The sequence below is a fragment of the Pedobacter chinensis genome (assembly GCF_003339865.1).
GTDB lineage: Bacteria > Bacteroidota > Bacteroidia > Sphingobacteriales > Sphingobacteriaceae > Pedobacter > Pedobacter chinensis.
On sequence record NZ_QPKV01000003.1, the window covers coordinates 613,237 to 628,168 of the forward strand.

Genomic DNA, 14,932 nt, shown 5'->3' on the forward strand with positions numbered 1-14,932 from the left:
TTTATTTCCTTTTTACCCCCAAACCCCCTGAAGGGGGCTTGCGAGTGATTAAATAATTTTATGAATTTGAATTTGTAACCTCTTACTCCCCTTTAGGGGTTGGGGGTTATTCTTCTGTTTTAGTTTCTTCTGATGAAGGCGCTTCAACTTCTGCTTCAGCAGTAGCTTTTTTACGTCTTGGCTCTTTTACTTCCGGAGCATCAGCCGCAGCTTTAACCGCTACTGCTTCTTTTTCAGCCTCATCATCTTTTTCGCGTTTACGCTCTTCTAAACCTTCTTCAATAGCTTTGATAATTACATCAGTAATTAAAGAGATTGATTTTGTAGCATCATCATTCGCTGGAATAGGGAAATCGATGTTAGAAGGATCAGAGTTTGTATCAACCATCGCAAAAGTTGGGATGTTTAATTTTAACGCTTCAGTTACTGCAATGTGCTCTTTCTTAACATCAATTAAGAATAAAGCTGCAGGTAAACGGTTTAAATCAGCAATACCACCTAAAAGTGATTCTAATTTAATACGCTCACGCTGAATCATCAAACGCTCTTTTTTAGATAAGATAGCATAAGTACCGTCTTTAGTCATTTTATCGATGTTTGACATCTTTTTAATTGACTTGCGAACAGTTGCAAAGTTAGTTAACATACCACCTAACCAACGTTCAGTTACGAAAGGCATGTTTACTTTTTTAGCTTGTTCAGCTACGATTCCTTTAGCTTGTTTTTTTGTTGATACGAATAAAACTTTACGTCCTGATTTTACGATTTGTTTAATTGCAGCCGCAGCTTCTTCAGTTTTAGTTAAAGTTTTATTTAAATCTATAATGTGAATTCCATTACGCTCCATGAAAATGTAAGGAGCCATTTTTGGATTCCATTTACGGGTAAGGTGACCAAAGTGTACACCTGCATCCAATAAGTCTTGATAAGTTGTTCTTGCCATTGTCTTTGCCTCCTGTGATTAACGTTTACTGAATTGGAATTTCTTACGAGCTTTAGCACGTCCTGGTTTTTTACGCTCAACCATACGCATATCACGCGTCATTAGGCCTTTAGCACGTAATGCAGGTTTTTTCTCCGCATCTAGTTCAACAATCGCTTTAGCAATAGCTAAACGAACAGCTTCTGCTTGTCCTTTTACTCCACCGCCTTGAACGTTTACGGTAATATCATAACGACCAGCAAGTTCAGCAACTTCTAAACTTTGGTTTACGATATATTGTAAAGGTAAAGTGGGGAAATATTCTTTGTGATCTTTACCGTTAACGGTAATTGCGCCAGCACCATCTTTTAAGTAGATACGTGCAACAGCTGTTTTTCTTCTTCCTGAAGTGTTAGTAACTGACATTTCTTAAAGTTTAATGGTTTTTGGAGATTGAGCTGCATGAGGGTGTTTATCACCAGCATACACAAAAAGATTGGTGTATAATTTTTTACCCAATTTAGTTTTCGGTAACATACCACGTACCGCTTTCTCGATTACACGTTGAGGGTGTTTCGCCATTAACTCTTTCGGAGAGATAAAACGTTGACCACCTGGATAACCAGTATAAGAAACATATTGCTTTTCGCTGAATTTGTTTCCTGTCAATTTAACCTTGTCTGCATTGATAACAATAACATTATCGCCGCAGTCTACGTGTGGGGTGTACTCAGGCTTGTTTTTACCACGGATGATCATAGCGATCTTCGATGACAAGCGCCCCAAAATCTCGCCTTGCGCATCAACAACAATCCACTGTTTGTTAACAGTTTTCGCATTGGCCGAGACAGTTTTGTAACTTAACGTATTCACTTGCTTGTATTTAATTTATTAAACAATTTATTATTCCCATTAAATTTGGGACTGCAAAGATAGATAGAATAGTTTTATTATCAAATAGTTGAAGAGAAAAAAGTTTAGGTTTTTTAGTTAATAGCCTGGAGTTGCATAGCACATTTACCGTGCTGAATTTATTTCAACATTTAATTAGTTGTTTTGAGGAATTCGTAAAGCAAAATCAGATCTTTAGTTGGTCTCTTTCTGGTTTCAGCTAAATCTTTTAAAAAATTTGCTGTTATGCTTCGTACCTCAGCATGACAGATTGAACGGAGTTGCTGCCAATTTAAAAGGATACCATTCTAAGATTTTGTAATGATTGTTGATACTGAAGCTGGAGTTTCTGTTACAGTTAGCACATAGTTTTCATTTTTAAATATGGTAACTTTCCCATTGGCAGTAGTAGTTTGTGATAAATAATTGCCATAATTTGCAGTAAGATCTGCATAGAATTTTGTAATAACGAAACTTTGATCTACAGAAGGCTCTCCGTTAAGGATTTTAATTTGTTCAAGACCGAGGTCGTTATAAATCAAAGTATATTTACCTGGAAGAGCAGGGATGAAAAATTTGCTTATATATTGATTTAAGTTGCCAAGATTGTCAAAATATGAACCGAATTGTACTTGTGTACTTGAATTTGTAATTGCTCTTAAAGTGTAACCTGTTGTTTTAAGCCGATCAGCATAGCTTGCAAATGAAGAAGAATAGCTTTTGTCAAGGCCATTCCAAACGGTCTTTATACTAAAATCATTTACAATTCTTAGTGTTAGCTCTTTTTCCAGCGAGTTCTGATCATTTTTTACAATACATTTTACTTTGAAATCGCCAGTTTGGTTAGTAGCATTAAACCTGAACAATAAATTGTTGCCTTCATTTTGATCTGATGTTTCAGATAGCTGAGTTCCAGATTGACCATTTAAGGTAACCGTTATATTATCCTTATCGCTGTAATCTTTAAAATATCTAATGCCAATGTATACTTCTGAAGATTTCGATTGCAGCAGGTATTCAGGTGAAATAAAAATTCTATCAATTTTTTTAGGAATAACCGTCGGCGATTGCGGGTTTTCATTTGTTTTGGAACATGCGAAAAATAAAATACTTGCAATGGCAAGGAGTAGAGCGTGTTTGTTCATAATTGATGATTTTTCTCAAAAATAGATTTTTTACAGTAAAATAAAAATCACAACTCATCCGGCATATACCCAATCCTTTTTCTCGGTCCACTTTTCTTTTCCATCAACTTATCTAAATAACTAAAAACCAGTTCAATGTTTTTATCCTGATTATTGAGTTTTCTCTTGATATCTTCAATCTCGTATTTTAATTCTCTGTTTTCACTTAACCATTGGCGTAACCGTGTAAATATTCTAACAATTTGAATATTCACCTGAATCGCTTGTTGGCTATTTAAAACACTGGAAAGCATGAGCACACCATGTTCAGTAAAAGCAAAAGGGAGTTTTCTTCTTCCTCCCCAACTTGAAGTCGCAATTTGCGACTTCAAGTTTTGCCATTCACTTTCTGTTAGCTGAAACATGAAATCTTCAGGAAATCTGTCTATATTTCTTCGAATTTGTTCATTTAATCTCTTTGTTTCAACCCCATAAAGTTCAGCCAAATCACTGTCCAGCATAACCTTAAGGCCACGAATTTCATAAATCTTGTTAACTAAAATATTTTCAGGGATGATAGAAAGCGTTTGTTTTGCTGTCATATCATTTTTTGGATTTAAGTTAAAGATAGAAAAAATCCTTTCAAAAATAGCATGTTATCTCATCGCTTGGTTTTGTTCTGTAGATAAAAGCAGGAACGATAAAATTGCTTTTGTACTATGGTAATTGCTAGCAATTTTATCTAAGTTTGTACATATTACATGGGAAAACAGAAATTTTATGACACTGCTGTAAAGCAGGAACGAGCCATTTTGGTTGGTGTGATCACACCGGGCGAAAAGGAAGAGCAAACAAAAGAATATTTAGATGAGCTGGCTTTTTTGGTTGAAACAGCTGGTGGTAAGGTAGAAAAAAACTTTACACAAAAAATGCTGAAACCAGAGCGAGCAACTTTTGTAGGGACAGGAAAGCTGGAAGAGATTAAAGCTTATGTAAAATCAGAGGAAATTGACACCGTTATTTTCGATGATGAGTTGTCGCCATCTCAATTAAGAAACATTGAGCGTGAAATAGGAGTAAAAATTTTAGATAGAAGTAATTTAATCCTCGATATTTTCGCAAACAGGGCACAAACGGCACAAGCAAAAACACAAGTAGAATTAGCACAACTGCAATATTTACTGCCCAGGTTAACGGGTATGTGGACTCACTTGGAGCGCCAAAAGGGTGGTATTGGTATGCGTGGTCCTGGTGAAACGCAAATTGAAAGTGACAGAAGGATTATTTTAACCAAAATCTCTTTATTAAAAGAGCGTTTACGTTTAATTGATAAGCAGAACGAAACACAAAGAAAAAACCGTGGACAGCTAATCCGCGTAGCTCTGGTTGGATATACCAACGTTGGTAAATCAACAATAATGAATATGCTTTCAAAATCGGAGGTATTTGCAGAAAACAAACTGTTTGCTACTTTAGATACAACGGTGCGTAAGGTTGTAATTGATAACTTGCCATTTTTACTATCCGATACGGTTGGTTTTATACGTAAATTGCCTCATCATTTAGTAGAATGTTTTAAATCAACGCTTGACGAAGTTCGTGAAGCAGATATTTTGGTGCATGTGGTTGATGTTTCTCATCCAAATTTTGAAGATCAGATTCATATCGTAAATGAAACATTGAAAGATATTGGTGCAATTGATAAGGACATGATTCTGGTTTTCAATAAAATTGATGCTTATGTATCGCCTGAAGTAGATGTTGAAGATGACGATGGCAAACTCACTCTTGAAGATTTCAAAAAAAGTTGGATGAGTCATGGTAAAATACCCGTTTTATTTATCTCAGCAACCGAAAAAGAAAATATAGAAGAATTTAAAACATTACTTTACAATAAGGTAAAAGCTGCACACGTAGCAAGATATCCTTACGATAGTAATTTGTTATATTAGTTTAACCGTTATTCAAGAAACACACGAAGCAATCTGTTTTTAGGTTTGCTTCAGGTATCGCAATGGCGAAGGAGAAAAAGTTATGGAAAGTAAACGTCAGCAGAAATTTGCAGGAGTAATACAGGAAGAATTAGCACAGATTTTTCAGCGTGAGGGCGCTGCGTTTTTGCCTAATACATTGGTAACAATTACCAGAGTAAGAGTGTCACCAGATTTGGCTGTAGCCAAGGTTTATTTAAGTTTTTTTAATACCAATAATACTACACTTTCAATTAATACCGTTAATGCGCACGCTGGTGAAATCAGGTATAAGTTAGGTGCAAGGATTCGCCATCAGGTTAGGGTTGTTCCTGAGCTTACTTTCTTTGTTGATGATACTAATGAATATGTAGAACGCATGGATCATCTTTTTGAAAAGATTGCTAAAGAACCGAGGCAAAAAGACGAAGAGGGCGAATAGTTTTTCTGTGAGACGCTTAAGAGAACCGATTAACTTTTTTACACACTTGATCCCGGCAGTAATTGCAATTCCGGCTGGTTATCTGCTATTGCAAAAATGTAGCATTCCTATTGAGTTTACTGCAGCCTGGATTTATAGCATCGGTACTTTTATACTCTTTGGTGTAAGCGCTATGTATCATGGTTATCCAGCCACAGATTATGGCATTCGTTTTTGGCAAAAATTTGATCATTGCTGTATTTATTTGATGATTGCAGGTTCTTATACCCCAACAGCATTATTGGTTTTCGATGGCTGGCTGCGTTGGAGCTTATTTGCAATTGTTTGGTTGATCGCTATTATCGGGTGCTTATTGAAAATCTTCAATAGATTGAAAAGCACTGCAATTTCCTTGTCTATTTATATTTTAATGGGTTGCTTAATTGTTCCATTGTTACAGAAAATGCTTGGAACATTACCGCTTGGTGCAATTTTCTGGTTGTTGTTCGGTGGTATTTTTTACATTGGTGGTACCTATTATTATGCAAAAGATAAGCAAATGTTCAGGTGGATGCACAGTCACGAACTTTGGCATTTGTTTGTGATAGGTGGAGCACTTTCCCATTACATTTATAATTACGTTTATATTTTCAAGTGATTCTGAGATGAAAACTTTTGAGCAGGTCATAAAATCAGAAGCTTCGGTAATTCAAAAAATTATTGATTTTGATGAAACAAAAGACAAACTTTTAGCTTTAGATTTTACTGAAAACAATACTGAATTAACGGATGAAATTTTAGATGACACAGATTTGTTTTCTGCCTGGATAAATCAAAAACTATCTGATAATCACGTTCGTTATGGCATTGGTGGTTACAATGAGCACCGAACCATATATTCACGAAGTGCTCATTTTGATGCTGGTGAAGAACCCCGCAGATTACACCTCGGTGTAGATATTTGGGCTCCAGCTGGTACAGCAATATACAATTTCTATGATGCCAAAGTTCATAGCTTTGCCAACAATAATAACTTTGGAGATTATGGGGCAACAATAATTCTAGCTTATAACATTGGCGGATATCAGTTCCATGCACTTTACGGACATTTAAGTTTATCATCATTAAACAATTTAGAAGAAGGCAAATTTATACCTGCGGGTACAAAATTCGCAGAATTGGGTGCTAAAGAAGAAAACGGTTACTGGCCTCCGCACCTCCATTTTCAAATCATAGAAAATATGAATGGCTTAAAAGGCGATTATCCAGGAGTTTGTAAGTTTAGTGAGCGGGAAAGATATTTAGCCAATTGCCCTAACCCAAATATCATACTGCAATCAAGCTTCGGGGTTTTTAATAGCTTTTAGGTTTAAATGCATTGAGCGCCATTTGCTTAACTCTCAGCTCTTTTTAGTAAATTAGCCTAATGAAAAAGTTAATGACCATTTGCCTGATTTTTTACTGTTCTGTAGCAATGGCACAGTTACAGTTTAAAACTGGTAAAGATGGTTTCAGTGCTTTTTTAAGAGAGAAGACGATTTATCCCCAATTTTCAAAAAACAATTGCATCCAGGGTACTGTAAACATCAGCTTTAAGTTAGATGAGCAGGGAAGAGTATATTCCTCAAGAGTAACCAAAAGCATTTTAGGAGAATTGGATGAGGAAGCCTTAAGGCTTGTTCGCTTGAGTAGTGGCAAATGGAAAGTTCCAACGGGTTATGATACCACAATTGCTGTAGTTGTGCCCGTTAATTTTAAACTCTCTGGCTTTAATTGTGAAGGGAAATCAAATTCAGAAATTCAAGATGCAATCCGAAGCTATCAAGCTGAAGAGGGATTGACTAACTCAGTGATTAATTTCTATAAAAATATTGATCAGGCTAAACCCGGACAGGAAGTACAGATTATTGCTATTAAAAATCAATTAGGAATAGATGATGAGTATTTACAATCCAGAATTGATAATGGGTTGAAAAAAATAAAACAAGGAGATAAACAAGGTGCTTGTGAAGATTTTTTATTTGTTAAACATATGGGGAGTAGCTTAGCCGATCAATACCTATCTAAATACTGTAAATAAATGAGGAATACGGCCAGGTTTTTTGCACTTTTAGATTTAATCAGCATTGTTTTACTGGCAAAACAATTTTGGGGAATCGTTACTCATTTAAACGAAATTCCTGATCAGGTGCTTTCTCAGGCAAGAGTAATTTTAACCCTGCCGCTATTTATCTCGCTTTTTGTTTCCGCAACTGGTTTAATGTTATTTAAGAAATTTGGATTTATTACTTATTACATTCAATTCCCTTTTCGATTAATAGTTTGGGTATTTTCCATCGGTTTTATAACCTTTCTGCCAGAAGTTTTGAATTTAGGAAGCAGATGGTTTGATATACTGTTTAAAGCCTGTTTTATAGCCGAATTTTTCAGATTATATTTTAGCATTCAAATCCATCGAAAAGAATTAAATTAAACAATTACCGTGATTGCAGCAGGTAAAATCTTTGCTTTTACCGTATTAATCTTGCCAATATACTCTCCATCAACTTGAAAATGAGCTTTATGCCTGGAAAAAATCTTCACTTCTGATGTTTGAAAAATCTCAATCTTTTCCGGATTAAAAGGAAGTTTCGTTAGCCATATTTTTAGTATTTCCAGATAGGAATAATCTTTTACCACAACGATTTCAAATAACTCATCATCAAGTTTTCCATCAGGATTGATTTTTAAGCCAGAACCATACATTGTTGCATTAGCAATGGCAACCATCGCTGCAGCTGATTTAATGGTTTCTCCTTCCATCTTCAATTCTACCTGCATCCTTTTATGATTCCACAATGCGTGCCATGTCGCTTTGGCATAACCCCACATTCCGCGTTCAGGAAGGGTATCAAATTTTTTAACTAAATAAGCATTAAATCCTAAATCGGATAAATGAATGCATATTTCATCATTTAATTGAACCACATGAATTTTTTGAAGACTACCAGATTCCACTAAATCTAAAGCCAGTTCCAATTCTTTTGGTATCCCTAGTTCCTTAGCCATTCCGTTAGCAGAACCAGCGGGAATGATACCAATAGGTGTTTCCGTATTCAATAAACATTCTGCAACTAATTTTAAGGTTCCATCGCCACCAACGGCAACCACCCGATCTGCCTTTACCTGATCAATTTTAGCTTTTATCTTATCCAACGAACAATCATCTGGTAATTCGAATAATTCTATTTCCACGTTCTTGCCTTTAAAATGTGTGGCGATCACTTCCTTTAAATTAATATTGTGATTACCAGAACCTGGATTGATGATGAATAGTAGTTTCATGTTTTAACCTTAAATGGCTTACATCACAAACAACTTTTAATTAACTCTGTTTTAAGAACAATGAATAAATCAGTAAGCGTAAAAATTTACCATGGCTATGGGCACAAACATAATTTAGTGGTGTATGGTCATGTTTTCAAACGCAAGGCTAAAACAACACAAATTTATAGCAACAATATTTTTGTTAATATCGTTCATCTTTTTAAGCTTTTCATTCTTCAACCCTATCCTTTTGTAAGAGTCAGGTTGCAATTTTTTGATCAGACTATTTATAACAAAACCGAACAAGATGGTTTTTTTAAATTTGAATGGGAGGCAGAACAAGATGTATCGGCAGGTTGGCATTTTGTAAAGGTGGAGGCGGTTAATGAAGAAGGCGAAGTTTTAAGCTCGGGGGAAGGCAAGATTTATGTGCCCCATATTACACAATATGCTTTTATTTCTGATGTTGATGATACCGTTATGGTTTCTCATTCTGCTACAATAGGGCGCAGATTGAGAGAGCTTTTTATTAAAAATCCCCATACCCGAAAAACATTTCCCGATGCAGCAAGTCACTATCAACAACTTGCATTGTCGCATACTGATCACGCTCAACCTAATCCTTTTTTTTATGTAAGCAGCAGCGAATGGAATCTGTATGATTATTTAATTGAAACTTTTAAGTTTAATAAATTGCCCGATGGTGCTTTTCTGCTCAACACTTTAAAGCACTGGAAAGATTTGGTTAAAACAGGAAAGACGGGTCATGAAGGAAAGCTGCTTCGGGTAATGCGAATTCTGGATGCTTTTCCAAATCAAAAATTCGTGTTTTTTGGCGATAATTCTCAGCAAGATCCGGCAATTTATTCAGCGATAGTAGAGAAATATCCGCAGAATATTGAGGCGGTATACATTCGGAACATTCGCCCGGAAAAGGAAGAGGAAACTCAAAACTTATTGCAAAAGATCGAAAACAAAAATGTTAAAGCTTGTTTGTTTAAAGATAGTGCAGAAGCGATTAATCACTCAAAAACGATTGGGTTGATTTAGTTTACGAAATTGATTTTCCAAAAGGTGTAAAAGCTAAATTCATTAATTTAAAATGCTGACGACCGAAGGGGATGCCCACAATGGTAATGCAAAGTAGAATTCCGAAAAATAAATGCGTTAAAGCAATCCAGAAACCACCACAAAAAATCCATATTAAATTCATGATGGTAGAAAGGCAACCTGTATTGGATGAGGTATCTGTAATTTTTACGCCGAACGGAGCTAAACCAACAATGGCAAACTTAAAACATTGAATGCCGAATGGAATACCTACAATGGTTAAACAAAGAATTAAACCACCAATAATATATTCGAAAAAGATAAAAACCCCGCCAAAAATAATCCAGATGATATTACCTAAAAAGTTCATTTGAGTTTTATCTTAAGATGATCAGTAAAGGAATTTGTTACGCAAAGATTTAAGCGCTTTGATGAAAAGCATGTGACGTGCATACACAAAACAGATTGCTTCGTCATACTTCTTCGCAATGACTGCGCTCTAAAAAGTTTAAATATTGCGCCCATTAATGGTTTCAGGCGAAAACCTTTAAACTTAAAATAACCAGGATTCCAAAATTTTTAAATAAAATCTAAAGTGTTAAACTTTTTATTAAGGATGTCTGCATTATTAACATCCAACCACTTATCTAAAATAGTTCCATAAACCTGCCTGAAATCAAGCTGATATTTCAAATCGCCTGTATCGAGGTCACTTAAATTAGGCGCAGCATTAAAAATTCCTTGTTTTTTTAACCTTCCACCAAAAATAAACATGTTATTAGCCGTTCCATGATCAGTTCCGTTACTTGCATTTTGTTCTACACGGCGACCAAATTCTGAGAAAGTAATCACCAGCGTATCTTCAAGTTTATTGTTGGTTTTTAAATCTTTTAAAAAAGCCGCCATTCCCTCACTGTATTGTTTAAGCAAATTGCCTTGCTGATTGATCTGGTTAACATGTGTATCAAAACCACTTAATGAAACATAGTAAACTCTTGTTTTTAATCCTGATGATATGAATTTAGAAACGGTTTTTAACTGATTAGCAAAACCACTCTGAGGATATGTGGATTTTGATTGATAAATTTTTGAAGTGTTTTGAATATAACTGGCCGATGATTGGGTTTCGATCATTGTTTTGTACAAATAACCTAAATTATCTTCATCTAAATGTTCTTTATCACTTTGCAACACGGCTTTAAAAAATGGATCGTTTGTGTTGCGGAACAGTGCTGCAGGATCTTTCAATGCAATCCCTTTTTTGGTTTGCCCTTTCATGGCCAAAGAAAGTGAATCATCAACCTCAATGGCTGTATAAGGGAATTTGCAGGTTTGGCAATTGCTATCCAGGTAACGGCCAATCCACCCGGTTGATAAAAATTGATTGCTGTCGCTACCGGATTGCCAGATATCCATAGAACGGAAATGTGAACGATCAGGATTAGGATAGCCCACATCATTTATAATGGTCATCCAGCCTTGATCATAAATTTCCTGCAACGCTTTCATATTTGGGTTTAGGCCTTGCATATCGTTCAACTTAATTACCTCTTCTGGTTTGATAGCGATGTTTTTTCTTTTTTGGTAATAAATATCATTTCCGAATGGAATAACTGTATTTAACCCATCATTACCGCCAGAAAGCTGTACCACTACTAAATTTTTATATAGGCTTAGCTCATCAAGCGCCATTGCCTCAAGCGGTTTCATAAAGGCTGGAACAAATAGCGACCCAGCTGCAACAAAGCCTGTATTTCTTAAAAAATTTCTTCTGTTCATCTTTTGATCTTTTTGATTGACAGTTAATTAATCAGATTCATTTGTTGATATTAACAAAGTTGATATTCTGGCATGCTGGTAATTTCCACCGCTGTACTTCGTAACCCTTTATTATCACTAACCATTCTGGTTATTTTATCGTTTAATTTTGGCTGAAGTAAAAATTCAGTGAGTTGCAACGGTGTTAATCCTTTAGGTAATGTATTCAGAAACTTCGGCCAATCTGCTTGTGCATTCACAAAAGATTTTGGCTTGGTATTAGTATTTGCGTTAGTAGTAGCCGTTCTGCTTAAAGCAATCACAGCTTCATCTTCAGGATCTGCCTTACCACTGAAATCTATTTCCCCATCGTTCAAAACCAGTGATGGAATGCGCATTCTCAACATTAGTGAGGAACTGTCAATCCAGCTTTGCCCACCAGGCCAACCTGCAACGTTTGGTGGGTTGAATAAATATTGACCTAAACTACTTTGCAACTGAATAAGTACCAAAGGTTTATTGTAAGTGACAAAGAATTCGCGACTTAAACCAACTAAAAACTCAGCAGGTGATTTGATTTTCGTGCCTACATTTTCCGGATTATAAAACCAATCAGATGTAAACAGTTTTTTCATCAATTCGCTGATATTATATTTGGAGTTGTAGAAATGATTTGCCAGTTCTTTTACGTGCGCCTCATTTGGGTTATCATTAACAAAAAACTTATAAACTTTTCTGCTGATAAACTCGGCAGTTTCTGGTTTGTCCAAAATGATGTCAATAATGTTTTCTCCCTCGAAATTTCCAATCTTTCCGAAGAAGGTTTTGGTACCTTCATCGTGTAGGTTTTTCCTGAATATAAACGTGCCATCTTTATCGTACATCCATCCGGTAAACGATCGTGCTGATTCTTTAATATCCTGCTCTGTATAATTTCCTCTTCCAAGGGTAAAAAGTTCCATTAATTCCCGGGCAAAATTTTCATTTGGTTTTCCTTTTCTGTTTTGCTGGTTATTAAGATATTGTAACATTGCCGGAGACTTGGAAACTTCAACCAAAAGTGTTTTAAAGCTCCCAAGACCATGCTGCCTTTGTATGTTGTTTAATTGTTGTGCATACATTGGGTTATTACTCCTACAGGCAAAATGGCCATGCCAAAAAAGCGTCATTTTCTCCCTTAAAGGGGTTTCAGTATTGATCATTTGGTTTATCCAGGCAATATTCAGATTGCGGCTCATTTCATTCCGCATCCGGACAATTTCCTGTCGCATTTTCTTTTCCTCATCATCCAATTCTTTTTTAGCATTGAGAGCTGTCTGAACCAATAGTTGACGTTTTGATTCCGTAGTATCAACTAAAGTAATGGCATCATCTTTTTTAGGTTCTTTCAATAAGTCATCAACAACCTTATTGAGATTTTTCCTGCTTAATTTATTGAGATCAGAATAAGAAATGCCGAAACCTGCTCTGTTATAAAGATGCTTTACTTTTATGAAATTATCTTTTGCATTCATGATGAACAATTTAACAGTATGACATTATTATAACGTTAAGGTTTAAATAATGTTTTCTTTGTTATTTTCGCCTATGTTTTTTCAATTGCTTGATGATGACCTTCGTTTTCCTGACCCTAAACTAGCTGAAGAGGATGGCTTACTTGCTATTGGCGGCGATTTGAGTATGGAAAGATTGCTTAATGCCTATTCAAATGGCATATTTCCATGGTTCAGTGAAGGCGAATCAATTTTATGGTATGCTCCACATCAACGTTGTGTAATTTATCCTGAAAAGATTAAAATCAGCAAAAGCATGAAGAAAATTTTGGCTGCTAATGCATTTGAGATCACAATAAATGAGGCTTTTAAGGATGTGATTTTAAATTGTGCAAATACGCCACGGAAAGATCAGGATGGAACCTGGATAACTGATGATATGCAACAAGCTTACATCAATTTGCATCAACATGGTTTTGCCCATAGTATAGAGGTTTGGTTAAATGGAATTTTAGTAGGGGGCTTATATGGTGTAAAAATCAATCGTGTTTTCTGTGGAGAAAGTATGTTTAGCCATGCAAGTAATGCCTCTAAAGCGGCATTGATATATCTAAGTAAACTAAATATTGATTTGATTGATTGCCAATTGCCAAATGATCACTTAATGAGTTTAGGTGCAGAGATGATTGATAGTGAGCTTTACCTGCAAATTTTACAAAAACATCAATAATCTTAACAATATTTTTCAAGAGAGATGTATTCAGATAAATAAAAAAACCTGCAAAATTTAATTTGCAGGTTTTATGGATAATTATAATTCTCTTACCCAAATATTTCTGAAGCTAATTGGAGGGCTGGGATCTCCGTGATCTTGTAATTTTATAGATGCTGCACCATGTTTTTTATATTCGGGAGCACCAATCCATCTGGTTTCGCCCTTCAACACAAAATTATTTTGCAATAAAACACCATTTAAAAAGACAGTAACAGAAGCGGGTTTAGAAACAGAACCATCTTCATTGAAACGGGGAGCATTCCAGATGATATCGTAATATTGCCATTCGCCTGGTTTTTTGTTTGCATTGGCCAATGGAATACTTTGTTTATACACACTTCCTGTTTGTCCATTAACGTAAGTCTTGTTTTTATAAGCATCCATAATCTGAATTTCATAACCGTCGTCACCTGGTCCTGTTGATGCTAAAAATACACCACTATTTCCTCTGGCCTGGTCTGTTCCCGTGATATTGGCAGGTATTTTCCATTCCATGTGCAGTTGATAATCGGTAAACTTCTTATTGGTTTCTATATTCCCTGTACCTTTTTTAACAGTAAAAAAGCCGTCATCAATTGTCCACGCAGCTGGCTTTGAGGGATCTTTAACCGAGTGCCATTCATCTAAATTTCTTCCGTTAAACAGCACAATTGCATCTGAAGGAGCATCTTGTGGTAAATTTCCCGGAGTTACAATTTTAGGAACAGGCTCCCAGATCTCAGTTTTTGCTGCCTCTTTTGCCGGATCAGTTTTTTCCTGTGCAATTGCTGACATGCCAAATAATGTTGGAATAAGAAGTAATGCGTATTTGCTCATAATTTTTGATTAACTGCTTAAAGTTAACCAGTTTATTAAGAAATGAAAATTTCGTATTCAATTTATTACTACAGATCTTCCACCAAATACGAATCTTTGATGATAATTTCATCAGGGGCTAATTCGTCCTGTTGTTCTGCCAGATCACGCATTGGGCAATAACCCGTTATGCCACGATATAATAAACCTGCGCCGATTGCTGCACCCGTTAATCCGATAACCGGATGAGAAAACAAACTGGTAATACCTTTAACTAAAAGATATGTTCCAACTGCGCCAGAAAGTATACGTTCTGATCTTGAGGTATTTTGAAATAATTCAGGATATTTCCAGGCCTCTCTAACATTGTTAAGGGCTGTGTTTAAATTTTCATTTGTCATACTTGTATTTTATTAAAAATTCTATT

At 35.6% G+C, this 14,932-nt stretch carries 19 protein-coding genes; 8 read left to right on the plus strand and 11 right to left on the minus strand.

The annotated features are described in order from the left end of the window. Positions 1-106: 106 nt before the first annotated feature. The 5 genes from rpsB to DU508_RS07965 form a co-directional block, all read right to left on the minus strand. Complete coding sequence (rpsB, locus tag DU508_RS07945; protein WP_115402291.1) at positions 107-943, minus strand: 30S ribosomal protein S2; 837 nt, start codon at positions 941-943, stop codon at positions 107-109. A gap of 18 nt (positions 944-961) precedes the next feature. Beyond that, positions 962-1,348, minus strand: a complete 387-nt coding sequence (rpsI, locus tag DU508_RS07950) for a 30S ribosomal protein S9 (protein WP_039481187.1) — start codon at positions 1,346-1,348, stop codon at positions 962-964. Between the two features lie 3 nt (positions 1,349-1,351). Continuing rightward, a complete protein-coding gene (gene rplM / locus DU508_RS07955; RefSeq protein ID WP_115402292.1) occupies positions 1,352-1,795 on the minus strand; it encodes a 50S ribosomal protein L13 in 444 nt (147 codons plus the stop codon). 326 nt (positions 1,796-2,121) lie between these two features. Next, positions 2,122-2,958 carry a hypothetical protein gene (locus DU508_RS07960; protein ID WP_115402293.1) on the minus strand — a complete coding sequence of 279 codons (837 nt, stop codon included), beginning with the start codon at positions 2,956-2,958 and terminating at the stop codon, positions 2,122-2,124. Between the two features lie 47 nt (positions 2,959-3,005). Continuing rightward, complete coding sequence (locus DU508_RS07965) at positions 3,006-3,539, minus strand: ORF6N domain-containing protein (RefSeq protein ID WP_115402294.1); 534 nt, start codon at positions 3,537-3,539, stop codon at positions 3,006-3,008. 159 nt (positions 3,540-3,698) lie between these two features. Between DU508_RS07965 and hflX the strand changes: the two genes are divergently transcribed. From hflX to DU508_RS07995, 6 genes are all read left to right on the plus strand, one after another. Continuing rightward, positions 3,699-4,889, plus strand: coding sequence for a GTPase HflX (hflX, locus tag DU508_RS07970; protein WP_115402295.1), 1,191 nt, complete (start codon positions 3,699-3,701; stop codon positions 4,887-4,889). A gap of 82 nt (positions 4,890-4,971) precedes the next feature. Further along, complete coding sequence (gene rbfA, locus DU508_RS07975; RefSeq protein ID WP_115402296.1) at positions 4,972-5,349, plus strand: 30S ribosome-binding factor RbfA; 378 nt, start codon at positions 4,972-4,974, stop codon at positions 5,347-5,349. Between the two features lie 7 nt (positions 5,350-5,356). After that, positions 5,357-5,986 carry a PAQR family membrane homeostasis protein TrhA gene (gene trhA, locus DU508_RS07980; protein ID WP_158542138.1) on the plus strand — a complete coding sequence of 210 codons (630 nt, stop codon included), beginning with the start codon at positions 5,357-5,359 and terminating at the stop codon, positions 5,984-5,986. A 7-nt stretch (positions 5,987-5,993) separates the two neighbouring features. After that, the gene (locus DU508_RS07985; protein ID WP_115402298.1) at positions 5,994-6,695 is read left to right on the plus strand and encodes a peptidoglycan DD-metalloendopeptidase family protein; all 702 of its coding nucleotides are present in this window, start codon (positions 5,994-5,996) and stop codon (positions 6,693-6,695) included. Positions 6,696-6,754: 59 nt separating this feature from the next. Next, a complete protein-coding gene (locus tag DU508_RS07990; protein ID WP_115402299.1) occupies positions 6,755-7,408 on the plus strand; it encodes an energy transducer TonB in 654 nt (217 codons plus the stop codon). After that, positions 7,409-7,801 carry a hypothetical protein gene (locus DU508_RS07995; protein WP_115402300.1) on the plus strand — a complete coding sequence of 131 codons (393 nt, stop codon included), beginning with the start codon at positions 7,409-7,411 and terminating at the stop codon, positions 7,799-7,801. Here the strand turns inward: DU508_RS07995 and DU508_RS08000 are convergent. Beyond that, on the minus strand, positions 7,798-8,652 hold the full coding sequence (locus tag DU508_RS08000) for a diacylglycerol/lipid kinase family protein (RefSeq protein WP_115402301.1): 855 nt from the start codon (positions 8,650-8,652) through the stop codon (positions 7,798-7,800). The genes DU508_RS07995 and DU508_RS08000 overlap by 4 nt on opposite strands. 60 nt (positions 8,653-8,712) lie before the next feature. On the opposite strand from DU508_RS08000, the gene DU508_RS08005 reads away from it, so the two are divergent. Further along, positions 8,713-9,684 carry an App1 family protein gene (locus tag DU508_RS08005; RefSeq protein ID WP_115402302.1) on the plus strand — a complete coding sequence of 324 codons (972 nt, stop codon included), beginning with the start codon at positions 8,713-8,715 and terminating at the stop codon, positions 9,682-9,684. 1 nt (position 9,685) lies between these two features. Here DU508_RS08005 and DU508_RS08010 read toward each other — a convergent pair whose 3' ends face one another. From DU508_RS08010 to DU508_RS08020, 3 genes are all read right to left on the minus strand, one after another. Further along, complete coding sequence (locus DU508_RS08010; protein ID WP_115402303.1) at positions 9,686-10,054, minus strand: YccF domain-containing protein; 369 nt, start codon at positions 10,052-10,054, stop codon at positions 9,686-9,688. A gap of 209 nt (positions 10,055-10,263) precedes the next feature. Then, positions 10,264-11,463: a DUF1501 domain-containing protein gene (locus DU508_RS08015; protein ID WP_115402304.1), complete on the minus strand. Its 1,200-nt coding sequence runs from the start codon at positions 11,461-11,463 to the stop codon at positions 10,264-10,266. Positions 11,464-11,513: 50 nt separating this feature from the next. Beyond that, positions 11,514-12,956 carry a DUF1800 domain-containing protein gene (locus DU508_RS08020; protein WP_115402305.1) on the minus strand — a complete coding sequence of 481 codons (1,443 nt, stop codon included), beginning with the start codon at positions 12,954-12,956 and terminating at the stop codon, positions 11,514-11,516. 73 nt (positions 12,957-13,029) lie between these two features. On the opposite strand from DU508_RS08020, the gene aat reads away from it, so the two are divergent. Then, positions 13,030-13,665, plus strand: a complete 636-nt coding sequence (gene aat / locus DU508_RS08025; RefSeq protein WP_115402724.1) for a leucyl/phenylalanyl-tRNA--protein transferase — start codon at positions 13,030-13,032, stop codon at positions 13,663-13,665. A gap of 81 nt (positions 13,666-13,746) precedes the next feature. On the opposite strand, the gene DU508_RS08030 is transcribed toward aat, so the two are convergent. Then, positions 13,747-14,526: a 3-keto-disaccharide hydrolase gene (locus DU508_RS08030; protein WP_115402306.1), complete on the minus strand. Its 780-nt coding sequence runs from the start codon at positions 14,524-14,526 to the stop codon at positions 13,747-13,749. Between the two features lie 68 nt (positions 14,527-14,594). After that, positions 14,595-14,906 (minus strand): YgaP family membrane protein, encoded by a 312-nt coding sequence (locus DU508_RS08035; RefSeq protein WP_115402307.1) that lies wholly within the window; start codon positions 14,904-14,906, stop codon positions 14,595-14,597. Positions 14,907-14,932 lie beyond the last annotated feature (26 nt).